Source organism: Streptomyces morookaense (assembly GCF_013030945.1).
In the GTDB taxonomy this organism is placed as follows: domain Bacteria; phylum Actinomycetota; class Actinomycetes; order Streptomycetales; family Streptomycetaceae; genus Streptomyces; species Streptomyces morookaensis.
Window position 1 is genome coordinate 1 of sequence record NZ_JABBXF010000093.1, and the last position, 23,575, is coordinate 23,575.

The window sequence follows — 23,575 nt, forward strand, 5'->3', positions numbered from 1 at the left end:
CACCGTCCTCGGGCTCACCTCCGGGCACTGGTCGGCCGCGCACGGCCGCGCCGCGCGGCGCGGACAGCCCGGCGGCGCCCAGCAGTTGCGGCTGCAGTGGCTGACGGCCGTCGAAGTGCGCGGCATCCGCCCCTTCCTGGACCACCAGCGCATGGTCACCGGCTCCACCCGCGGCCGCACCGCACGCCCCGACCGCGCCACGGGCGTCACCGGCCGCGGCCCCGCGCTGCGCGGCGTCGACCGCAGCGCGGCGGCCCAGCGGCGCAACCTCCTGGGCCGGTCCTTCGACCATCTGCCCGAGGCCGTCGGACCGTTCGCAGGCCGCCTCAAGGAACTCAACAGCATCGGCCAGTGGGTGCAGCAGTCCCGGGCCAACACCGAGACCAGGCCCACGGTCGTCGTGCTCTACGGCATGCCCGGCTCCGGCCGCTCCACGCTCGCCCTCCGGGCCGCCCACCACCTGCGCGACCAGTTCCGCGGCGTCGGCGTGGCGGACCTGCGCGGCGAGAGCCCCGGCGAACAGCCGCTGCCCGCCCGCGACGCGCTGATGCAGCTGCTGAACCAGCTCGGCGCCCCCCGTGAACAACTCCTCTTCCGGGAACGCTCCTCGCAGGAACAGCACCTCCAGCGCCTGACCGAGCTGTACGAGCAGCACCTCGCGGGCCTGCCCGCGGTGATCGTGCTCGACGACGCCTCCGACGCCGAGCAGGTGCGCCGGCTGATCCCGCAGCGCTCCGAGAGCCTGGTCCTGATCACCGCCCGCACCCCGCTGTCCCTGCCCGAGGACACCATCGCCTGGACGTACGAACTGCCGCTCGGACCCCTGGACGCGGCCGGCACCGGGGAACTGCTGCGCGCCGTCGCCGAGGAGCCCCCGCAGAGCCCGTTCGAGGCGGACGCACTGGACAGGGTGCGGGAGCTGTGCGGCGGCCTGCCGCTGGCGCTGCGGGTGGCGGGCTCCGCGCTGGGCCCGCGCACCCTGCACGTCCTCGGCGCCGAACTGGCCGCCTCCGGGCGGCAGGACCCGGTCGAGCGCGCCCTGTGGCTGCGCTACCTGGACCAGGGCGACGGATCCCGCGGGCTGCTGCGCCGGCTGGCCCTGGCCGGGAGGGCCTCGCTGGGCCCGGCGGCCGCGGCCGCCCTGCTCGGCGAGGACGAGCAGGAAGCCGCGCACGGGCTGGCCGCCCTGGCCCGCGCCGGACTGATCGAGCCCGTCCGCGCCAACCGCTACCGGATGCACGACCTCGTGCGCACCTTCGCCCAGGCCCGGCTGGACGAGGAGGACACGCCCGCCGAGCGCGCCGCCGCACAGGAACGGCTGTTCCGCAGCTACGCCGAACTGGCCGACTCGGTCATCCGCATGGTGGACGGCAAGACCTCCACCCGCGCCGACATGTTCGCCCGCGGACCCGGCGGCGTCCACGGCTTCACCTCGCTGGACGCGGCGCTGCGCTGGCTCGACGAGGAGTCCGGCTTCATCACGGCGGCCCTGCGGCACGCGGAGGGCGTGGAGCAGGCCGTGGTGCTCCACCTGCTCGGCGCGCTGTGCGACTACTGCCTGCTCCGCGGCGACCTCCACCGCCTCGGCGAACTGAGCGAGCTGACCCAGGCCATGGACCGGGGCCTGCTGATGCGCTCGGTGCAGTGGCGCACCGGTGTCGCCGCCCGTCAGCTCGGCGAGCTGGACAAGTCCCGCGCGACCCTGACCTCGGTGGTCGACCTGTACCTCGAGGCCCAGAACCAGGCCGGGGCCGCCCGGGCCCTGCGCGACCTCGGCGTCACCCTGCACCACCAGGGCCAGTTGCGCGAGGCGGGCGAGAAGCTGTGCGAGGCGCTGGAACTGCAGGCGTCCCCCGAGCTGAGCGGTGACCGGGCCTGGACGCTGCACGCGCTGGCGGCCGTCGAGCGGGACCGCGGACGGCTCGCAGAGGCGGCGAAGATGCTGGCCGACTCTCTGGAGCTGCACCGCGACAGCGAGAGCGTGCACGGCCAGGCGTGGGCGCACTTCCAGCTCGGCCAGGTGCAGTTGTGCCGCGGCCGTACCGAGCCGGGGCGGGAGGAACTGGGCCGGGCGCTGGAGCTCTACCGCCGCACCCAGGACGCCCGCGGCGAGGCCTGGGCCCTCACCCAGCTCGCCCGCACCGCCCTGCTGGAGGGGGACGCCGCGTCCGCCGCCGAGCAGTTCCGGCAGGCCGCGGCCCGGCACCGGCGGAACGAGGACGCCCGCGGCGAGGCCTGGACGCTGTACTACCTGGGCCAGGCCCTGGAGGAGCTCGGCGACCTGGCCTCCGCGGTGCGCGAACTGGAGCGCGCCCGCGTCATGTTCAACCGGATGCGGGACCAGTACGGGCTGGCCTGCACCCGGCACCACTCCGGCCGCGTCACCCGCGACCAGCGGGCGGCCCAGACGGGCTCGCTGCGCAACAGCGGCTTCGCGCGGCAGCTGCTGCAGGAGGCCCGCTCGGACTTCCAGCGCGCGGGCGTCCCGCACGGCGAGGCCTGGTCCTGCGTGGAGCTCGCCGTCGTCGACGCGGGCAACGACCGCACCGGCCCGGCACTCGAACTGGCCGACGAGGCCGCCCGGTTGTTCGACGGCTACGGCGACCGGCGGGGCGCGGCCTGGGCCCGCTTCCTGCGCTGCACGCTCCTCCCCTTCGCCTCGCCGGGCGGCACGGTGGTGGGGGCGGCGGTGGCCGAGGAGGAACTGGCGCAGCTGCGCCGGGAGTCGGAGGCCGCGGACTGGCCGGCCGACCCCGCGCTGAGCGAGGCGGCGGGGGCGTACGCGCTGGTGCTGCAGCAGGGCGTCGAGCCCGAACGCGGCTGGCAGGCCTGGCAGCTGGGCATGGTGCCGCGACGGCGGGCGCGCGATGTGATGGGAGTGTAGGCGGCCACCGCCCTGACGTGGTGCTTTACAGTGGCTCCGATCAGCTTCGGCGATAGACCTGTGAGGTATTCACGCATATGTCGACCGCAACGTTTGAGTTCCAGGTAGAGGCACGTCAGCTGCTGCAGCTGATGATCCACTCGGTCTACTCGAACAAGGATGTCTTCCTGCGGGAGCTCGTCTCCAACGCCTCCGACGCGCTGGACAAGCTGCGTCTGGAGAAACTGCGGGACGACGCACTCGACGCCGACGTGTCCGACCTGCACATCGAGATCGACGTCGACAAGGACGCCCGCACCCTCACCGTGCGGGACAACGGCATCGGCATGTCGTACGACGAGGTCGGGCAACTCATCGGCACCATCGCCAACTCGGGCACCGCGACATTCCTCAAGGAACTGCAGGAGGCCAAGGACGCGGCCGGGGCGGAGGGCCTCATCGGCCAGTTCGGCGTCGGGTTCTACGCCGGCTTCATGGTGGCGGACGAGGTCACCCTGGTGACCCGGCGCGCCGGCGAGAGCCGGGGCACCCGCTGGACGTCGCGCGGCGAGGGCACGTACACGCTGGAGCCGGTCGACGACGCGCCGCAGGGCACCTCCGTCACGCTCCACCTCAAGCCGGCCGACCCCGCGAACCAGCTCCACGACTACACCTCCCCGTGGAAGATCAGGGAGATCATCAAGCGCTACTCGGACTTCATCACCTGGCCCATCCGGATGGTGCCCGAGGGGGCCGCCGCGGCGGACGGCACGGGCGACGAGGAGGTGCCGCCCGCACCCGAGACGCTCAACTCGACGAAGGCGCTGTGGGCACGCCCGCGCGACGAGGTGTCCGAGGACGAGTACCACGAGCTGTACAAGCACATCGGCCACGACTGGCGCGACCCGCTGGAGACGATCCGGCTCCAGGCGGAAGGCACCTTCGAGTACCAGGCCCTGCTGTTCCTCCCCGCCCACGCCCCGCACGACCTGTTCACCCGGGACGTCAAGCGCGGCGTGCAGCTGTACGTCAAGCGCGTGTTCATCATGGACGACTGCGAGGCGCTGCTGCCGCCGTACCTCCGCTTCGTCAAGGGCGTCGTCGACGCGGCCGACCTCTCGCTCAACGTGTCCCGCGAAATCCTTCAGCAGGACCGCCACATCGAGATGATGCGGCGACGCCTGACGAAGAAGGTCCTGTCCACGGTCAAGGACATGATGGCCAAGGACCAGGACCGCTACGCCACGTTCTGGCGGGAGTTCGGCGCCGTCCTGAAGGAGGGACTGGTCACCGACACGGAGAACAGCGACGCCCTCCTCGCCATCGCGTCGTTCGCGAGCACGCACCACGACACCGAGCCGACCACGCTCAAGCAGTACGTGGAGCGGATGAAGGACGGGCAGGAGGACATCTACTACCTGACCGGCGAATCCCGGCAGAGCATCGAGAACTCCCCGCACATGGAGGCGTTCCGGGACCGCGGCATCGAGGTGCTGCTGCTCACCGACGCCGTCGACGAGGTGTGGGTCGACGCGGTCGGGGAGTACGAGGGCAAGAAGCTGCGGTCCGTCGCCAAGGGCCGCATCGACCTCGACGCCGGGGACGACGGCACCGACGACGCCGAGAAGGAGAAGAAGGAGAAGAGGGAGAAGCAGACCGAGGAATTCGCCGGGCTGCTCGGCTGGATGACGGAGCAACTGGACGAGGACATCAAGGAAGTGCGCCTGTCCTCCCGCCTCACCGCCTCCCCGGCCTGCATCGTCTCCGACGCGAACGACCTGACTCCGGCCCTGGAGAACATGTACCGCGCGATGGGCCAGGAGGTGCCGCGCGCCAAGCGGATCCTGGAACTCAACCCGGACCACCAGCTGGTGAAGGGCCTCCACCAGGCCTACCGGGAACGCGAGGACCACACGGAGCTCGCCGGGACGGCCGAGCTCCTGCACGGCCTGGCAGTACTCGCCGAGGGCGGCCGGCCGAAGGACCCGGCCCGCTTCGTGAAGCTGATGGCGGACCGTCTGGAACGTGCGCTGTAATCCGGCTTCCCGGTGCGGTGCGGGGGTGCCGAATGGCACCCCCGCACCGCGTCGAGGGCGAGTCTGCCGCGCCACGTGCGGATCACCCCGTTGCCGCCCGGGCACCGGCCGGTCCACTCGTTTCGCGGACTCAGCCGACGGGGGCGGGTGGCCGAAGTAAGGGGCATGACCACCGAGACAGCCCCGCCGCAGCCCGACGACACCGTATCCGCGAGCGGCGGCGAAGACGGTCCGCCGCGGGCGCCGTTCGCCGTGCGGCGCCGGCATCTGGTGGCGGGGCTCGCCGTGGTGGTGGCGGTGCTGGCCGGGTGGGCCGGGCACGACGTTGCCGGCCGGGTGTCCTCCGGCGGGATGGTGCCCCCGCAGGCGGAGTCGCTGCACGCCGAGCAGATCCTCGGCAGGGACTTCGGGGCCGACACACCGGACTTCGTGCTGCTGGCCCGTGCCGGGGGCCGGCACGGCGCGACGGTGGACAGCAAGGAGGCCGCAGCGGCCGGGCGGGCGCTGGAGCGGCGCCTGGCGGCCGAGCGGGACGTCGTACGGGTCCGCTCGTACTGGACGGCGGGACGCCCGAAGGCGCTGCGGTCGGCGGGCCGGCACAGTGCGCTGCTGCTGGCCTGGTTCCGCGGCAACGACCTGGCCACCGGGAAGGTCGCAGAACGGGTGATGCCACGGGTGACGGGGCACAGGGGCCCGCTGCAGGTGGCCGCCGGGGGCGACGCGGCCGTACGGGCGGAGGTGGCACGGCAGGCGTCGCACGACGCGAACCTGAGCGAGCTGGTGGCACTTCCGGTGACGGCCACGCTGCTGCTCCTGGTCTTCGGCTCGCCCGCGGCCGCCGTGCTGCCGGTGTTCGTGGGAATCTTCGCGGCGCTCGGCACGACGGCGGTGCTGCGTCGGCTCGCCGACGTCTCGGAGGTGTCGGCGTACGCACTCAACATCAGCACGGCCCTGGCCTTCGGACTGGCCATCGACTACTGCCTGTTCCTCATCAGCCGCTACCGCGAGGAGCGCCGGGGCGGGGCGGCCCTTGCACCCGCGCTGCACACGACGCTGCGCACGGCGGGCCGGGCGGTGGCGGTCTCGGCGGCCACGGTGGCGGGCGGCATGGCCGCCCTCCTGGTCTTCCCGCACCCCGTGCTGCGGTCGATCGGCTGCGGGGGCATGGCGGTGACGCTGATGGCGGCGCTGGGCAGCCTGGTGGTCCTGCCCGCCGTGCTGGCCCTGCTGGGCGACCGCCTGGAGCGCTTCGACGTCTTCGCCCGGTGGCGGCGGCACGGCGGCGACGGGCCGGACGGCCGGCCGGCCATGGGCCGTTGGGGCCGGATCGCGCGGGCGATGATGCGCAGACCGCTGCTCGGCGGCATCCCGGTCGCCTGTCTGCTGGTGCTGCTGGCGATGCCCTTCACACAGGCGCGCTTCGGGCTCTTCGACGACCGGGTGCTGCCGGAGCACACGGCCGCCGGCGAGGTGGGGACGGCGTTGCGCCGCGACTTCGCGACGAGCGGGATCGGGGCGACGACGGTCGTGCTGCCGTCGTTCGACCCGCGGGCCCGGCGGGCGGAGCTGGACGGCTACGCCCGCCGGATTTCGGGCGTGCGGGGGGTGGTGCAGGTGGACGGCCCGACGGGGACGTACCGGGGCGGCAGGCGCAGTGCGAAGCCCACGCGGGCCTCCAAACAGTTCGCGTCCCCGCACGGGGTGTTCCTGTCGGTGGCGGGCCGCGGGGAGCCCGCGGATCCGGCGAACGCCGAGCGGGTCCGCCGGATCCGGGCCCTGCCGGCGCCGGCCCGCGCCTGGGTGGGCGGCATGGGGGCGCGGGTGGTGGACGCCCAGCGGCCGGTGCAGGACCGGCTGCCGCTGGCGCTCGCCCTGATCGCGGCAGGGATGTTCGCGCTGGTGCTGGCGCTCACCCGGTACCCGGTGCTGGCCCTCAAGGCGCTCGTGCTCAACGCGCTCAGCCTGTGCGCGACCTTCGGCGCGCTGGTCTTCGTCTTCCAGGAGGGGCATCTGCGCCGTCTGGTGGGCGATTTCACGGTCACGGGAAGTACGGACGTGCTGCTGCCGATCGTGGTCTTCTGCATCGCGTTCGGGCTGTCGATGGACTACGAGTGCATCCTGCTGTCGCGCATCGTGGAGGAGCATCGCCGCGGGGCGGGCACGGTGCTGTCCGTTGCGCGCGGGGTGGACCGCACGGCCGGTCTCTTCACATGGTCGGCCCTGATCCTGGCCGTGGTCATGGCCGCGCTGGCGACGTCGGGGCTGGTGTTCCTCAAGGCCGTGGGCGTCGGGCTGGCGCTGGCGGCGCTGCTGGACGCGACGGTGGTGCGCGGACTGCTCGTCCCGGCGGTCATGCGGCTCGCGGGGCGCGCCAACTGGTGGGCGCCGGCATGGCTGCGGGGTGGCCGGTGACCGTCACCCCGGGCCGTCGGCCGTGACGACGCGGACGCCGTCGCCCTCGCGGGTGACGACGATCCCGTAGCGTCGGCCGGTGCCGTTGTCCGTTCGGGCGCTGCGCAGGTCGGGGGCTGTTTGCACGGTGCAGGGGTGGACGCGGGCGAGCCGCGCGACATGGTCCTTGACGGCGAGGGCGGCCAGATGGTCGGCGAGGGGGACGTCCGTGGGGAGCCCGTAGAGCGTCTGGACGGTGCCGGGGAGCCAGTCGTGGCGTTCGGCCTCGGCCAGGGTGAGGGTGGTGACGCCCTGTTCGGTGCGGGAGACGCCGGCGCCGCGCAGGTAGCGGCGGTCACGGGCGAAGGCCAGGCGGTCGGCGAGCGGGATGCGGCCGTGCGGGCCGCCGCCGAGCAGGATGGCGATGAGGCGGAACGCGGCGAGGACGCGGCCGCCGGCCTGGAGCTGGAAGTCGATGAGGGGGAAGGAGGGGCCGTCGGGGTGGAAGCCGCGGAAGCGTGCTTCCGCGGTCACGGGGCCGGTGTGCGGCAGCTGCTCGTAGAAGTCGAAGCTCTCCAGCCGCCAGGGGTAGGCGAGGCTGCCGTCGGCCGCGGCCTCCGGTGCCCAGCGCCACAGCTCGCTGAACGGGGCGATGTGCAGGGCGCCGTCGAGCAGGCCCTGGTGGAGCCGGCCGCGCGGCACGCCGGGATGCCCGGCGTCGAGGACGGCGGTGGCGCCGGTGGACCCCGTGCTCAGGGACGTCACGTAGTGGAAGGCGGGGCCGTGGAAGACCGCACCCGTGGCGTACGGCAGCGGCGTGGGGGCGGCGTCGGTGAGCGGGGGGAACGGGCGGGGGCGCTGCCGGGTGCCGGTGAGGTCGAGCCGGGCGGAGGCGGCGGGCTCGAACTGCGCGACGGGGTCCGCCCGTCGGCAGCGCAGCAGCGTGAGCTCGGCGCCGCCGGGCACGGTGCGGACCTGCGTCGTGAGCCGCAACGGCCGGTCCACCGTGAGCCATTGGCGGATCCGCACGTCGCGCAGGGCGAGTCCTTCGGGTCCGTTGCCGGTGGCGTCGCAGGCGGCTGCGGCGAGCCGGTCGACGACCGACATCATGGGCAGGACGGGCACGGTGAGGGTCGGGCAGTGGTCCCGCACCCAGGTGTCGGTGTCCGGGTCGACGGTCTCCTCGCGACGGCCCGTACGGACAGGCGGTCCGCTGTCGGGGACGAGGCGCAGGGCGAGGCCCTGTCCGTGGAGGGCCGGGATGCCGTCGACGGAGACGAGGACATCGGCGTAGAGGGCCGGTTCGGGGCCGGCGACGACCCCGGCGGTGTGGACCTCGTAGACGAGCGTGCGGTGCGCGGGTGTGGCCTGGCGGCGGCAGCGGGTCACGGCGGTGAGGCCGGGGACGGGTTCGAAGCGGGCGCCGTCGTGGTCGAGGGTGAGCCCGAGGGCCGCCAGCTGGAAGGCCATGGCCTGGAGGGCGCCGTGCATCATCAGACTGCCGGGCACGCAGGGGTCGTTGGGGAAGTGCGCGGCGAAGTACCAGGCGTCGGGCCGGATGTCGGCCTCCGCCCGCAGCAGGCCGCGGCCCCAGGCGCCGCCGGCCGGGTCCCAGCCGGTGACGCGGTCGATCATCAGCAGCCGGCCGGGGTCGATGCGGGGAGTGCGACGGTGGTCGCGGGCCCGCGACCACCCGGGGCCGAAGCAGTCGTGCGGCCGCCCGTCCGCGAAGGCGCGCACGGCCTCGGCCGGGAAGCCGCGGGGAACGGCGGGGGGCGGGGGCGGCGGGTCGTGGGGCACGTCCGGGGGCGGCGCGGCGGGAGGCTGCCAGCGGACGCCGTCGGCGGCGGCGAGCTCGGCGTCGGTGAAGAGGCCGGCCTGGGCGTTGCGGACGGTGAACCGGAGCTCGTCGCCGACACGGCAGTCGGCGTGGAAGACGGTGAGAAGGGCGCCCTGCGGGTGGCGGACGTGGCGCTCGACCCGGATGTCGTGGCGCAGGGTCTCCCCGGCGCGGGGAAGGCTGCCGTGGAAGGTCACCTCGCAGCCGAGGGCGCGGTAGACGCGGTCGCCGGAGTGCAGCAGGTCCAGGCCCAGCCAGCCGAGCAGCACTTGGTTGGCCTGGCAGGTCTCGGTGAGGAGGGCTGCCGGCATCCGGCCGTCCGCGCCGAGGAACCAGCTTCCGGGCGGCAGTTCGGTCTCGCTCCGGATCGTTCCGGTGCCGAGCGAGGCGGGCCGGCCGTCGATGCCGAGGATCCGGTCGAGCAGCAGGAAGGGCGGTGCCGGAGGCCGATTGCGGCGGGCCCGGCCGTCCAGCGGCCGGAAGGCGGCGCCGAGGACGGCCGAGACGGGGCCGGTCACGAGGCGTTCGAGCTCCGCCCGGCCGAGCACGGGCCCGGGCGGGGCGGGGGCGATCGGGCGGGCGGGCACGGTGAGTGCCTGTGGGGGCGCGGCGGCCAGGGCGGCGGTCAGCCGTCGCCTGCCGTGCAGGAAGTGGACGTGGGCGTGCGTACGCGCGGCCAGGTGATCCTGATGGAGGGCACGGACCCGGGCGCCGTGGCGCAGGGCTGCCGTCATGGCCGGGTCACCGCCGCCGGCACCGGCCGGCACGAGGACGGGCGTGGCGCCGTCGAGCACCGGTGGCAGCGCGGGTGCGGGCTCCATGACGCCGGGCGGCGGGCCGGGTTCGGGGAAGCGGAGGGGCGGCACATGGGCCGGCACGCCGACCCGAGGGCCGTCCGGTCCGGCGTCCGGGGCCGGCGCCTCCGCATCCGCGACGGCCGCGGCGCGCAGCCGCACCCGGTGGACGGGCCCGGCCAGCACCGGCACGACGACCTCCGCCGTTTCCACATCGGGTGCGGGCTCGGCCCCGGCCACCGGGCGCGGCCGTACGCGGTGGTGCAGGGCGGTGACGGCGGTGGCGACGGCGAGCAGCCCGCAGGCGGCGTGCGCGCTGCCGAACATCCCGGTGACGTCGCACACTCCCTCGTCGGCGACGTTGGCGCCGAAGCGCAGGTCCGGTTCCGCCCGCCCGGCGTCGTCGTCGAGCAGGGCCAGGACGTGGTCGCCGTCCCGCTCGGCCTCGGCCAGGCGCTTGAGGACGAGGACGACGGCGGCGTCGCCGGGTGCCCGGGACAGGCCGAGGCCATCGAGTGCCGCGGTGTGCACCTCGTCGTGGGAGAGGTCGACGGCTCCGACGAGCGCCGCATCGGCCTCCCGGGCGCGCAGGGCGCGCGCGGCCAGCCGGAGGGCGACGAGACCGGACGCCTCCTCGCAGGAGACCGTGAACCCCGGCCCGGCGAGGTCGAGTTGGGCGTTGATGCGGTTGGCCACGACATTGGGCAGGCTGCCGATGGCCGCCGCGGCACTGACGGGGGCGTGACAGGCCTCGCGCAGCCGGTCGGCCGTGCCGGGCGGGTCGGGGAGCCCCGCCTGCTCCCACGCGGCGGTGATCCGGCGGCGCAGGGCGTAGCGCGGGATCCGGGGGTCGTCGCCCATGCCGATGAGCACGGCGGTGCGTTCACGCGGGAATGCCAGGCCGCGCGCGGCCTCGCGGGCGGCGTCGAGGACGAGGATCTGCTGCGGGAGGGTGTCCGCCAGGTCGACGGGCGGGAAGCGCAGCCCGTCGAGGGCGGTGGAGACGGCCGTACGGGGCGCGCGGGTCGCCCTGCCGGTGAGGACGGCGCGGGTGAAGGCGGCGGTGGTGTCGGCGTCGTCGCCGGTGCGGACGGCGAGGGCGACGACGGCGACGGGGCCGCCGGGCGGACGGGGGCCGGCAGGGGAACCGCGGTCGGGGCGGTGGCCGGCGGCGTCCTCACCGCACCGGCGGTGGCGGGCGGCGGGGCCGGCGTCCGGGGGGCGGGGGGTGGTGGGCGTGCCCGGGTGGTGGGCGACGGAGGGCTCGTCGGGGCGGTGGCCGACGGCGGCCTGATCGTCCTGGCGGTGGGGGAGAAGGGTGGGTTCGGGGTTCGGGCGGTGGTCGGCGCCGGGCTCGGCCCGGTGGTGGCTGGTGGAAGGCTCGTGCGGGTGGTGGCCATTGACCGGTGCGTGGTCCGGGTCGTGCCCGGTGGCGGTCTCGTCGTCCCCGCCGCGGCCGACGGCACCCCCGGCGTCCCGGCGGCGGTCGGCGCCGGGCTCGCCCCGGTGGTGGCCCCCGGCGGGCGGGGGTGGCGGCGGGGGCTGGGCCCCCGTCCCGTCCCAGGCGTCCACGATCAGGTGGGCGTTGGCGCCGCCGAAGCCGAAGGCGCTGACGGCGGCGCGCCGGGGCCCCGGCCAGTCCTCCGCCGTGGTGAGGAGCCGTAGGGGCTGCCCCGCGAGGGCGGGGGCGGGGACGTCGGCGCCGAGCGTCGGAGGGCGTAGCCCGGTGGCGAGGGCGCCGATGACCTTGAGCAGACCGGCGGCTCCGGCGGGGGCGAGCAGATGGCCCACGTTGGACTTGACCGAGCCGATGGGCAGGCCGGAGTGGCCGGCGAAAACACGTCCGGTGGCGGTGATTTCGGCGGCGTCGCCGACAGCGGTGCCGGTGGCGTGGCATTCGAGCAGGCCGACGGTCGCGGGATCGAGGCCCGCCGCGGCGTAGGCGAGGCGCATGGCGCGCTCCTGGCCGGCCGGGTCGGGGCTGAGGAAGCCGGTGCTGCGGCCGTCGTTGCCGAGGCCGATGCCGCGGATGACGGCGAGGACGGGCCGGTCCTCGGCGAGCGCGTCGGCCAGCCGCATGAGGGCGACGAGCGCGGCGCCCTCGGCGGGGACGATGCCGTCGGCGTCGCGGTGGAAGGGGCGGCTGCGCCCGGTGGCGCTGAGGGCCGATACGACGGCGAAGCCGCTGTGGACGAGGAGGTTGTCGGCCCGGTTGACGGCGCCGGCGAGCATGAGGCGGGCCGTGCGGTCGTGGAGCCGGTCGCAGGCGAGTTTGACGGCGTAGAGCGCGGAGGCGCACGCCGCATCGAGGGCGAAGGCGCCGGCGTCCAGGCTGAGGGCACGGGCGGCCAACAGCGCGGGCAGACCCGAGCTGAAGCGGTTGCGCGGATCGGGCGGGCTGCCCGCGATGCCCAACAGGGCCTCCCGGACGGGTGGTTGCTGGTACCGGGCCCAGACGTGTTCGGCATGCCGGGCGGCCGCGTCGGAGGGATGACAGAGGTTGCCGAGGACGAGGCCGGTGCCGTGCGGGGCCGGCCCGGGGTGGCCGGCCTCGTGCAGGGCCTGCCGCCCGGCGTGCAGCACCCAGGGGACGAGTTCGTCGAGGCGCCGGATGTCGGCGCTGTCGAGGGCGAAGCCCGTGGGGTCGAAGGCGTCGGCGAAGCCGTGGACGTAGCCGCCGGCGTCGCAGGGGACGCCGTCGCGGCCGTCCGGTGTGGTGCCTGCGCGGATGTCGGACCCGGGCGGCAGCCGCCGGCGGCCCGGCGGGGCGGGGCCGAGGGCGCTGCGCCCGGCGGCGACGTTCTCCCAGAAGCGGCCGGGGGTGAGGGCGCCGGGGAGGACGCAGCCGCGTCCGACGACGGCGATCGGTTCGAATCCCATGCGGTGTCCCTAAGCGGGCTTGGCGAAGTCCGGTGCGGCCGGCCACGACCTACCCGCAGATGACGTGGCGGACTTCCGGCGGAGCGCTCAGTCGGGGCGTCGGACGAGCTCCACGTCGTGGAGCTCGGCGAAGGGGGCGCCGTCGGCATCGGACAGGTGCACATGGCACTGGGCGTGGGCGCCTTCGGCCCAGAGAGGTCGTACCTCGCAGAGGAGGGGGCCGCGGGCGGGTCCGGGCCGGTGGAGGCGGAAGGCGCCGACGGCCATGGGCAGCGTGGCGCCCTTGAGCGCCTCCAGGGCCCACAGGACGGCGAGTTGGAGGGCGCCGTCGAGCGCGGCGGGGTCGGTGTGCCAGGGCCCTGCGGACCAGCCGAGGCCGGTGAGGCCGTGCACCGTGCCCCGGGCGCCCGCCGGGCCGAGGCCGTCGACGGAGGCGAGGGACCGCAGCAGGGGGCCGTGGAAGAGGACCGTGCCGTCGTAGTGCTCCCCGTCCCGGGGCGGCATCAGGTCCGGGACGTTCGCGGGCCCGTCGCCGTGCACGGGGATCCCGCCGTCGGTGTGGAGGGTGCCGCCGTAGTGCAGTCGGCCTCCGGCGCCGCGGAGTTCGACGGCGAGCCGTCCCGGCTCGTGCGGGTCGGCGAGGGCGTGCAGGGTGAAGGAGTCCCCGTCGCCGTCGAGTCCGTCGAGGACAGCCGGGTGCAGGACGCGCAGGTCGCACAGAACGGGCTGCGGGGCGGCGGGGGCCCAGGCGCCGGCCGCGGCGGTGAACCACTCCAGGGCCTGGGCGATGGGCAGGACGGGCGTGCCGTCGATGACGTGGTCGGCGAGGTGCGGGTGGCTGTGCCGGGTGGCGCGCACCTGTGCGGGCTGGAGCGCGGTGCCCGGGGCGGGGGGCTGTTCCGCGGCCGGTCCGGCGGCCGCCGTGAGGACGATGCGGGATCCATGGTCGGCAGTGGTGAGTTCGCGGACGCAGGCGCGGGCGCCGGCCTCCATGCTCAGCAGCGGCACACCGGCGGCGGCGAAGCGGCCGGCGAGCGCGGGCGTGACCATGCCGCCTTCCCAGGGACCCCAGGCGAGGGAGCGGACGTGGCAGCCGGGGCGTTCGGCGGCCTCGGCGGAGGCCACCTGGGCGAGGGTCTCGTTGGCCATGGCGTAGTCGCTCTGCCCGGCGTTGCCGTGGGTGGCGGAGACGGAGGAGAAGAGCAGGACGGTCCGCAGCGGGTCGCCGGCCGTGGCCTCCAGCAGCGTGCGCAGTCCTTCGGCCTTGGTGCCGAAGACCTGGTCGAAGTCCGCGTCGGTCTTGTCGGCGATCCGGCGGTCGGCGAGGACCCCGGCGCCGTGGACGATGCCGGTGACGGGCCCCCAGGCGTCGCGGACGGCGTGCAGCGCGCCGGTCAGGGCGTGCGGGTCGCGAACGTCGGCGGGGAAGTAGCGGGCCGGTGCACCGGCGTCCTCAAGAGCGGCCAGGACGGCCTTGATCTCGCGGACGGCGAGGACGTGCCGGGCGCGGGCGGTGAGCTCCGCCGGCGCGGCGGCGGGGTTCGACTCGGCGAGGGCGCGCACCAGTTCGGCCTCGTCCCGCGTGTCCGGCAGGCCGGGCGGCTCCTCGTCGACCTCGGTACGGCCGAGGAGCGCGATGCGGGGGCGGCGGGCCCGGGCGAGGGCGAGCAGGGCGGCCGCGGTGACACCGCGGGCGCCGCCGGTCGCCACGATGACGTCGTCGGGGCCGGGCCCCGTCCCTTCGGCGGGGATCCCGCCGTCGTCCGCGGCGAGGGGTGCCGGAACGGGCAGCGGGGTGGTGCGGCCGCCCTCGGCAGGCAGGCCGACGTCCAGAAGCGGTCCCCCGGTGAGGAGTTCGGCGGCAATCGCCTCGGCGACGTCCTCGGGGGTGCGGCCGGAGCACGCGCAGTCGACGGCCTTGACCGCGGCCGCGGGCCATTCGCGGGCCGCGGTGCGGGCCAGGGCGGCGAGCCCGCCGGACCAGGCACGGGCGCCCTGTGTGCCGCCGAGTCCGAAGTCGCCGCCGGTGTCCTGGACGGTGACGAAGACGCCGCCCTCGGTGGCGAAGCGCGGCGCGACCAGCCGCGCGGCGCGGAAGGCCGCGCGCTGGACCTGCAGCAGCTCCTCGACGGAGGCGTCCCGGCGGAGGCCGCCGAGCAGCAGCACCCCGCGGGTGTCGGGAGTCAGCGACTCGGCGCTCTCGACGGCCTCCGCGGCGGCTCCGCGGGCGGTGAGCCGCTCGGCGACGAGCTTGGCGAGCCCGGAACCACCGTCCACGACGGTCAGCACCTGCTCGGTGAGCCCCGGCATCGCCAGCCCGGCGGCGGGGACGGGAACGGCGCGCAGGACGTACCGGGCCGTGTGCACGGTAGCGGCGGGGACCGGCGGGGGAGGGGCCGCCGTTTCCCCGATGTCCCCGTCGGACGGCGGGAGTTCGCCCAGGGGGGCCGGTTCGGCGTCGAGGGGGACGGGCCCGGTGGGCGGGGGTGATCCGGTCGTGTCCGCCAGGGTGCGGATCCTGTCGGCGATCTGGCCGAGCGTCCGCAGGACGACGAGCTCGGCGGGGTCGCCTTGCGGCAGTTCGCCCAGGTGCCGGCGCAGGGCCGAGAGGATCTCGACCTTCTTGATGGAGTCGATGCCGAGGTCGGCTTCGAGCTCCATGTCGAGGCGGAGCATCTCGACGGGATAGCCGGTGCGTTCGGCCACCACGGAGAGCAGCACGGCGCCGATGTCCTGCTGCTCCGTGGGCTGTCCGGCGTCCGGCCCGGACTCCGGAGGGACGTCCGGCACGACGACGGGCTCGGCGGCCGGCGGTGCGGCGGGCATCTCGACGGCCTGCCTGGTCGGCGGTGGTGCACCGGTTTCGACGGGCTGGGCGGAGAGGAACGGCGCCTGTGTATCGGGAAGTTGCGGAAGGACGCCGGCCGGTGCGTCGCCGAGCAGGGCTGCAAAGGACGCCTCGGACAGCTTCAGGAAGGCGAGATGGGACTCCGTCATCATGCGCTGGTACGCGGCGTGGGCCTCGGCGGTCTGCCGCTGGGCGTCCTCGATGAGCCGCACCACGGCCTCGGGGGCGCCCGCCGGGGCGACGGGCGTCACATCGGGCACGGAGACGGGCGGCGGAGCGGTCTCCGCCGGGGCGGGGGTGCTGCCCGCCGGGGTGCTGTCGGCGGCCTGGGGAGGGTAGGTCCTGCCGTGGTTCCCGCCATCGATCTTCACTGTCATGGTGGTTCGCTGCTCCTGCTCGGGTTCTGCGGGCGGGCGGTAGTGGCGCCAGGAGGGGCCGGGGTCGAGGGGGACGCCGTGGACGGCGAGCCTGGCCAGGCCGTCCTGGAGGGCCGTCACCCCGTGCCCGTCGCGGTGGTCGAAGGAGACGGCCAGGTGCGGGCGGTCGCCGAGGATGTGGCCGGTCAGCCGGGTGAGCACGCTGCCGGCGCCGACCTCGGCGAAGACGCGCACCCCGGCCGCGTACATGGCCTCGATCTGGTCGGCGAAGCGCACGGGCGCGGTGAGGTGGGCGGCGAGCCGGGCGCGCACGGCCTCCGGGTCGGGCGGGTAGGGGGCGGCGTCGGTGTTGGAGTAGACCTCCGCCTCGGGGGCCCGTACGGCGGCGGTGCGCAAGGCCTCCTCGAAGGGCGCGCGGGCCGCGGCGACGAGGGGGCTGTGGAAGGCGGCCGCGGCCGGCAGCGGGGTGACGGCGACGCCGGCGGCGTCGAGCCGTGCGGTGGCGGCCGCGAGGGCCTGTGCGGTGCCGGAGAGGACGGTCTGGGAGGGGCCGTTGTGGTTGGCGATCCACAGCCCGTTTCCGGCGCCGCCGATGAGTTCCGCGGTCTCCTCGGGCCCCGCCGCGACGGCGGCCATGCCGCCGGGGGCGTCGGCCGCCGCGTCGTGCATCGACGCGCCACGGCGGCGGGCGAGTTGCAGGAGGGTGCCGGCGTCGTAGGCCCCGGCGGCGTACAGGGCGGTGAGCTCGCCGAGGCTGTGCCCGGCGGTGCAGTCGGGACGCAGTCCGTGCTCGCGGAGGACGGCGAGGAGGGCCACGCTGTGGGCGGCGAGGGCGGGCTGGGCCCAGCGGGTCTCGGTGAGGAGGGCCTGCTGGGCGACGCGAGCGGCGTCGTCGGCGGCAGGCGGCGGGAAGACGACGCGGTGCAGGGGCGGTTCGGCGGCGTCCTCACCGGCGACCGCGTCCCAGGCGGCCTGCGCGGCCGGTTCGTGCACGGCGAGGTCGGCGCCCATGCCCGGGTACTGGGAGCCCTGGCCGGGGAACAGGAAGGCGATCCGGCCGGTCCCGGGCGCCCCGGCGGTGCAGTACAACTCGCCGCGTTCGGACAGGTGTTGTCGTTCCCCCGCCGTGGCGAGGTGTGCGGCGGCCCGGTCGAGCCGTGCGGCGAGTTCCTCGGCGTCGGCGGCGATGACGGCCAGCCGCAGGGGATCCGTGGCGCGGAAGGCCTCCTGGCTGTGGCGGGCCAGGTCGGCGATCCGGAAGCCGTCGTCGGTGCGGCCGGCGTCGGCGGCGGCGTGGGCAGCGGCGATGCGCTCGCGCAGCTCGTCGGCGGACGCGCCGCTGAGCAGCAGGAGTTCGGTGGGGTGGGTACGGGCCCGGGGCGGCCGGGGCGCGCCGGGCGGGGCTTCCTCGAGGGTGGTGTGGAAGTTGCTGCCGCCGAAGCCGAAGCTCGAGACGGCGGCGCGGCGGGGGTGGCCGGCGGGGCGGATCCAGGGGCGGGCCGCGGTGTTGAGGTAGAAGGGGCTGGTCCCGATGTGCAGGTCGGGGTGGGGGCGGTCGGCCTTGATGGTGGGCGGGAGCACCTTGTGGTGCAGGGCGAGGACGGCCTTGAGCAGTCCGACGGCGCCGGCGGCGCACTTGGTGTGCCCGATCTGGGACTTGACCGAGCCGAGGGCGCACCACTGGACGCCGGGACGTCCTCCGGCCTCGTACACCTCGCGCAGGGCGCCGAACTCGGCCTGGTCGCCGGCGCGGGTGCCGGTGCCGTGCGCCTCGACGAGTCCGACGGTGCCCGGTGCGTAGCCGGCGTCGGCGTAGGCGCGGCGCAGGGCGCGCGCCTGGCCCTCGGCGAGGGGCGCGTAGATGGCGGTGCCGCGGCCGTCGGAGGAGGTGCCGAGGCCGCGGATGACGGCGTAGATGCGGTCGCCGTCGCGTTCGGCGTCGGCGAGCCGTTTGAGGGCGAAGAGGGCGAGGGCCTCGCCGAGCATGGTGCCGTCGGCGTCCGCGGAGAAGGGGCGGCAGTCGCCGGTCGGGGACAGGGCGGGGGTGGTGGTGAAGCAGCGGAAGGTGCCGATGTCGTTGGAGGCGTCCACGCCTCCGGCCAGGACGAGGTCGGCGCGGCCGAGGGCGAGTTCGTCGAGGGCGCAGGAGAGGGCGGCCAGTGAGCTGGCGCAGGCGGCGTCGGTGGTGTGGTTGGTGCCGTGCAGGTCGAAGCGGTTGGCGATGCGGCCGGCGACGAGGTTGCCGAGCCCGCCGGGGAAGGTCATCTCGTCGGGTTCCGGGCAGCGGGCGGCGATGGCGTCGCACAGGGCCTGGGCCTGGTGTTCGGGCAGTCCCTGTTCCCGCAGGGCGCTGAGCCACAGGGGGCGGCCGTTGCGGTGGCCGGACTGGGTGAGCATCTCCAGGGCGCCGCTGCCGATGATGACGGAGACCCGTTCACGGTCGAGGTCCTGGGGGCGGCCGCCGGTGGCGTCGTGCAGGACCTGGTCGGCGACCATGAGCGCGAGCAGCTGGGCGGTGTCGGTGGAGGCGAGGACGGAGGGCGGGATGCCGTGGGCGAGGGGTTCGAAGTCGACCCGGGGCAGGAAGGCGCCGCGGCGGACGTAGACCTTGCCGGGGGTGCCGGGTTCGGGGTCGTAATAGTCGTCGACGAGCCAGCGCGAGGGCGGGATGCCGGTCATGGCGTCGTGGCGGCCGAGGATCAGGCGCCAGCTCTGCTCGACGTCGCGGGCGTCCGGGAGGAGGGCGCCGAGGCCGGTGACGGCGACGGGCACCCGCTCTGCGGGTGGGGTGTCGGGCATGCTCGGCTCCTGGTGTGCTCGGGGCGCGTGCGGTCCTAGGCGAGCGGGCGCGGGGGGAAGGCGAAGGCGGCGGGGGGCACGGCGACGCCGTAACTGCGCAGCTGGTGGGCGCGGGTGAGGACGGCGGCGCCCTCGAGGAGGTTGCGGGCGATCTGGACGACGGTGCGCCGGGCGGGGTCGGCGAGGAAGCTGTGGGCGGCCCAGCGGTTGAAGGCGCCCATGGCGGGGCCGCACCAGATCTGGTAATCGGTGCGGCGCGCGGTGCGGCCCTCGATGGCCCAGCGGCTGGAACTGCCGAGGTACCAGCGGAAGACGAGGGCCATACGGTGCCGGGGGTCGCTCTCGGCGCGTGCGGTCTGGGCGGGGTCGCGTTGCTGCCAGAAGCGGCGCGTCTCGTCCCAGACGGTGGTGAACGGGGCCTGGAGGATGTCCCGTTCGACCGCGGTGCGGTGCTGCGGGGGGATGTCCTCCCAGGATGCGTGGTCGCGGTAGAGCTCGTGGAGGCGGGCGGCGCGCTGGGCGAAGAGGGTGCCGCGGCGCAGCACTTGGAGCTTGATGCCGAGTTCGAACATGTCGGCGGCGGGGGCCATGGCGACGTCGGCGACGTCGGCCGCGGCGAGCAGGGCGCGTGCGTCGGCGGAGAGCCCGGATTCGACGGCGGCCTGGTTGACGGAGCCGGTCAGGACGTAGGCGGCGCCGAGGGCGAAGGCTGCGGCCACGGCGGCGGGGGTGCCGAGGCCGCCCGCGGCGCCGATGCGGACGGGGCGGTCGTGGCCGTGGGTGCGGGCGAGGGCGTCGCGCTGGGCGAGGACGGCGGGCAGCAGGGCGGTGAGGGGGCGGTTGTCGGTGTGACCGCCGCTGTCGGCCTCGACGGTGATGTCCTCGGCGACGGGCACGTGCGCGGCCAGCCGGGCCTCGTCCTCGGTGAGCCGGCCGGCGGCGACGAGGCGGCGCAGGAGGTCGTCGGGGGCGGGGGACATGAAGGGGCCGGCGACTTCGGGGCGGGAGATCTTGGCGAAGAGGCGCGTGCGGCGGTGGATACGGCCGCGGGCGTCACGCTGCAGCCCGGTGGCGGCGAGGCGGACGACGGCGGGGGTGAGCTCCATGAAGGCGGAGGCGGAGACGGCGGGTACGCGGTGCCGGAGCAGGACATCCGCGACACGGTCCTCCAGGCCGGGCTCCGCCGGGGAATGGATGAGGTTGACGCCCCAGTTGGGTCGGGTGCCGAGCCGGGCGGTGAGTTCGCGGACGGCGGCCTCGACGCGGCCGGGGTCCAGGCCCGCGGCGCCGAAGAAGCCGAACATCCCGGCCTCGGCCAGGGCGATGACCATGCCGGTGGTGGCGATGCCGTTGGCCATCTCGCCGGCGACGTAGGGAAACCGGGTGCCATGGGTCTCCGCGAAGGAGCGGTCGCCGAGCCACTCGGGGTAGAGCGGGGGCAGGGTGCCGAGGTGCGGGACACCGGTGCGGCCGGTGGCGGGGGCGGCCGAGCCGCCGAGGGCGATGCCGATGCCGGGCCCGGCGGGGGCGCCGACGAGCTGGACGGGTTCCCTGATGTGTGCGACGAGCGGCAGCACGTCGGCGGTGGTGTACGCGGCCGGCCGGTCGGGGTCGGGGTACCACACGGCGCGGCGGGTGACCGCGGAGTCCGCTGCAGTGGACAGGAGTTGGTTCATCGCGAGGTCCTCGGGCGGGCGGCGTCATGGGCCGCCGGGTCGGTGCCGGCGACGAGGTAGGGCAGGTCGACGTCGGGGGGCGGTGGCAGTGGGCCGAGCAGCCGGCGGGCGGCGGTGTCGTCGAAGCGGCGCCGGTGCCGGAGGTAGGGGGTGAAGCCGGGGTAGAAGTCGGCGGTCCGCTCCAGTTCGGTGGCGTCGGACACGGCCACGTCCGCGTCCTGGAGTTCGAGACGCACGGGAAAGAGCCGTTCGAGGAGCCGGACCAGCACGGCCATGGGCGTGTCGCGCGGGTGCACGACGTGGAAGGTCGACACGTCCGTGCCGGGGCAGCGTTCGGCGAGCCGGACCATCGCCTCGGCGGCCCAGTCCACGGGAAGCAGATTGAGGTGTCCGTCGGCACGGCCCGCGATGCGTACGAGCGGACGCTCCCCGGGCGGCAGCTCCAGACCGCCGGCGGCAGCCGCCTCCCGGGCGGACCGGGCGACCTCGCCGATGTACTGCAGCGGGTGCCCTGGTACGTCCGGGTGCGGAGGCCGGTCGCCGACCAGGATGCTGGGGCGGAAGATCACGGCGGGCCGGTGCTGCTGCCGAGCCCAGGCGTGGACGAGCAGCTCGGCCTCGTATTTGGACTGCTCATAGGCGTTCTCGAAGCCGTGCGCGTCGGTGAGTTCGTGCTCGTAGGCGGTTCCCTCGCGGCGGGCACCGGCGACGAAGGCGGTGCTGACATGGTGGAACCGCGGTACTCGTCGGCCTGCTGCGGTGAAGGCGAGCATCTGCCGGATGCCGTGCACGTTGACGGCGCGCAGGCCGGCGAGGTCGGCATTGAGGCGGATGTCGCCGGCACAGTGCCAGACGGCGTCGGCGCGGTCGGCCAGCTCCTGGAAGTGCACGGGTGACAGGCCCAGCCGGGGCAGCGACATGTCGGCCTCGACGACGTGGACGCGCCGGTGGAGCCGGTCGAGCAGGGAACCGGGGGCGCCCGAGGCGGCCAGGACGGTGGCGAGGCGTTCCCCGGCTCCGCGCGGCCGGGGCCGGGCCAGCACGGTGACCTCGGCGCCACGGCGCAGGAACTGCACCAGCAGCCGGCTGCCGAGGAATCCGGTGGCACCCGTCAGTGCGATGTGCACAGCCACTACTCCAGACAGTGGAGGGCTTCGCGGCGGGAAGTGCTCGGTCCACGTCCGATCGTCCCCGCCCGCGCCGTGCATATGAACATATACCGGTATGAATCGTGTCGCGCTCGATGAGGCGCACGGCGTGGCGCGGCGCCCGTCCGGCGCAGAGCACGGCTGGGCCCTGCGGGCCGGCGGCAAGACCTGGTGGCCGGCCCCCGGCCGCTACCCTCCTGACGCACCTTGACGCCGCCGGTCAGGGAGAAGCCCTGGACCTCGACCGTGGTGCCCGCGGGGACCGTCAGGTCGACGCCGCCGAAGACCGGGAAGGCGTCGACCTCGGCGGACGCCCCTTCGGGGCAGGCCAGTTCCGCACCGCCGACCAGGGACGCCTTCACCAGGCGGGGCGGACCCGCAGGGAGTTCCGCGTCGGTGTGGTCGGTGTCATGGCCCCGGGGACGTCACGCCCGCCGCAGCCCCCGCAGGATCTTCCCCTCCGTGCTGAGGTACCCCCGCGTGTAGTCGAAGCGCGGGGCATCCGCGAACGTGAGGTAGAGCCACTTGAAGTTCTCGGCGAAGACGTACGCCGGGCAGTGGTCGCCCTTGGGCATGGGGTTGCGGGTGACGTCGGTGACGATCGTGTAGCCCCCGGGCACGCGGTGATGGGCGCGCAGGTTCTTGAAGTAGCGCCAGGCCGCGGTGCGGTAGAACGGGTCGCCGGTCTGCCAGTACAGCTCGAAGGCGCAGTTGGCGTACTCGGGGCGCAGCTGGTTGTGCGGGTCGACGACGTCGAGGTGCGCGTAGTCGATGAGTTCGGGGATGACGGCGTACTTGTCCAGGACCGCGGTCCAGGAGCGGAAGTAGTCCGCGGCCAGGGTGTTGTCCCCGCCGACCGGGAGGATGGCGACGGCCAGGGACGACTGCCGCCTGTTGAGCAGGTTCCCGGTGCGGAAGTCGACGTTCTTGAACCACAGCAGCTCGCCGATGCGTTCGGTCTGGTGCTTCTTGACCGCGGGTTCCAGGGTGCGGAACCAGTTCAGGCAGTCCTCGTCGCGGAACATCGCCCAGCCGCCCCACAGGTACTCGAAGAACGAGTCCACCGGCGGGTTGAAGGAGACGGCCTCGCGGTCGGCCCAGCGGCCGGTCTCGATGTTGATGCTGGTGGCCAGCAGGTCGAGCGACGAGCGCCGCTGATAGGCCGCGCGGAGCGCCCGCTTGGCGGCCTTGCGGTAGCGGGAGTCGTTGGTGAGGTCGGACAGGACCCCGAACTCGAGGATGTTGGTGCCGATCTCCGCGAGCGGCAGCACGGGCCCGGAGACCTCGCCCGTACGGAGGTTGACGTAGCGGTAGGGCATGCCGGTCGGCGAGGTGGTGAAGGCGGGGAGCAGCCGGTCGGCCAGGTCGGTGCAGAGGTCGAGCAGGCGCTTCTCGCCGGTGGCCAGATAGCCGGAGAGCAGGCCTCCGACCATGCGGATGACGGTCTCGAAGACCTGGAAGTCGGCGTCGATGTCGAAGTCCAGATGGCCGGTGATCCACCGCACGCACCGGTCGGTCTCCGCGTCCAGTTCCATCACGTGGTGCGTGTCGAGCGCCTCGACGATGGACAGCCCCACGGGGTGCCCGTGGGCGAAGAAGTCGCTGTGGCCCCCCGAGACCGGCCGCAGCTCGTCGTGCCCCCAGGCGAACCGCTTGTACCCCTCCCAGGCGTGGACGAACTCGGAGCGGATCTCGTGCGCCTTGTCCGGGTCGGGCTTGTGCCGGCGCGCCGCGCGGGGCAGCGGGTGGCGTGCCGCGGCCGCCGGCACGGGACGCACGCCGCCTGCGACGGCGCCCCCGGCGGCCGCGAGTGCGCGCAGCAGGCTCCGACGGGTGGCGCTGGCGGTGAACGATCTGCTGATCACGACCGCAGTATGCGGGTGCCCGGACCGGTCCGCGGCAAGGCACGACGGTGCGGCCGGG

General features: G+C 75.0%; 8 protein-coding genes. 3 read left to right on the top strand and 5 right to left on the bottom strand.

The annotated features are described in order from the left end of the window. The 3 genes from HG542_RS29690 to HG542_RS29700 all read left to right on the top strand — a co-directional run. Positions 1-2,884, top strand: a 2,884-nt coding sequence (locus tag HG542_RS29690; protein ID WP_171086855.1) for a tetratricopeptide repeat protein, incomplete at its 5' end; no start/stop codon positions are given. A gap of 77 nt (positions 2,885-2,961) precedes the next feature. Then, the gene (gene htpG / locus HG542_RS29695) at positions 2,962-4,899 is read left to right on the top strand and encodes a molecular chaperone HtpG (RefSeq protein WP_171086857.1); all 1,938 of its coding nucleotides are present in this window, start codon (positions 2,962-2,964) and stop codon (positions 4,897-4,899) included. Between the two features lie 165 nt (positions 4,900-5,064). Next, the gene (locus HG542_RS29700; RefSeq protein WP_171086858.1) at positions 5,065-7,311 is read left to right on the top strand and encodes an MMPL family transporter; all 2,247 of its coding nucleotides are present in this window, start codon (positions 5,065-5,067) and stop codon (positions 7,309-7,311) included. A 3-nt stretch (positions 7,312-7,314) separates the two neighbouring features. Here the strand turns inward: HG542_RS29700 and HG542_RS29705 are convergent, their stop codons facing one another. From HG542_RS29705 to HG542_RS29725, 5 genes are all read right to left on the bottom strand, one after another. Next, positions 7,315-12,804 carry a hotdog fold thioesterase gene (locus tag HG542_RS29705; RefSeq protein ID WP_171086860.1) on the bottom strand — a complete coding sequence of 1,830 codons (5,490 nt, stop codon included), beginning with the start codon at positions 12,802-12,804 and terminating at the stop codon, positions 7,315-7,317. 87 nt (positions 12,805-12,891) lie between these two features. After that, on the bottom strand, positions 12,892-18,828 hold the full coding sequence (locus HG542_RS29710) for a type I polyketide synthase (RefSeq protein ID WP_171086862.1): 5,937 nt from the start codon (positions 18,826-18,828) through the stop codon (positions 12,892-12,894). 35 nt (positions 18,829-18,863) lie between these two features. Next, a complete protein-coding gene (locus HG542_RS29715; protein WP_171086864.1) occupies positions 18,864-20,504 on the bottom strand; it encodes a PfaD family polyunsaturated fatty acid/polyketide biosynthesis protein in 1,641 nt (546 codons plus the stop codon). After that, positions 20,501-21,637 (bottom strand): SDR family oxidoreductase, encoded by a 1,137-nt coding sequence (locus HG542_RS29720; RefSeq protein ID WP_229922477.1) that lies wholly within the window; start codon positions 21,635-21,637, stop codon positions 20,501-20,503. The genes HG542_RS29715 and HG542_RS29720 overlap by 4 nt, the downstream gene beginning before the upstream one ends. A 440-nt stretch (positions 21,638-22,077) precedes the next feature. Continuing rightward, entirely contained in the window at positions 22,078-23,517 is a 1,440-nt protein-coding gene (locus tag HG542_RS29725; RefSeq protein ID WP_171086866.1) for a glycoside hydrolase family 47 protein, read from the bottom strand. Between the last annotated feature and the right edge of the window lie 58 nt (positions 23,518-23,575).

Coding starts and splice junctions, on each gene's coding strand:
- HG542_RS29715 (WP_171086864.1), bottom strand. CDS start 20,504: ATGAACCAACTCCTGTCCACTGCAGCGGACTCCGCGGTCACCCGCCGC.
- HG542_RS29705 (WP_171086860.1), bottom strand. CDS start 12,804: ATGGGATTCGAACCGATCGCCGTCGTCGGACGCGGCTGCGTCCTCCCC.
- htpG (WP_171086857.1), top strand. CDS start 2,962: ATGTCGACCGCAACGTTTGAGTTCCAGGTAGAGGCACGTCAGCTGCTG.
- HG542_RS29700 (WP_171086858.1), top strand. CDS start 5,065: ATGACCACCGAGACAGCCCCGCCGCAGCCCGACGACACCGTATCCGCG.
- HG542_RS29710 (WP_171086862.1), bottom strand. CDS start 18,828: ATGCCCGACACCCCACCCGCAGAGCGGGTGCCCGTCGCCGTCACCGGC.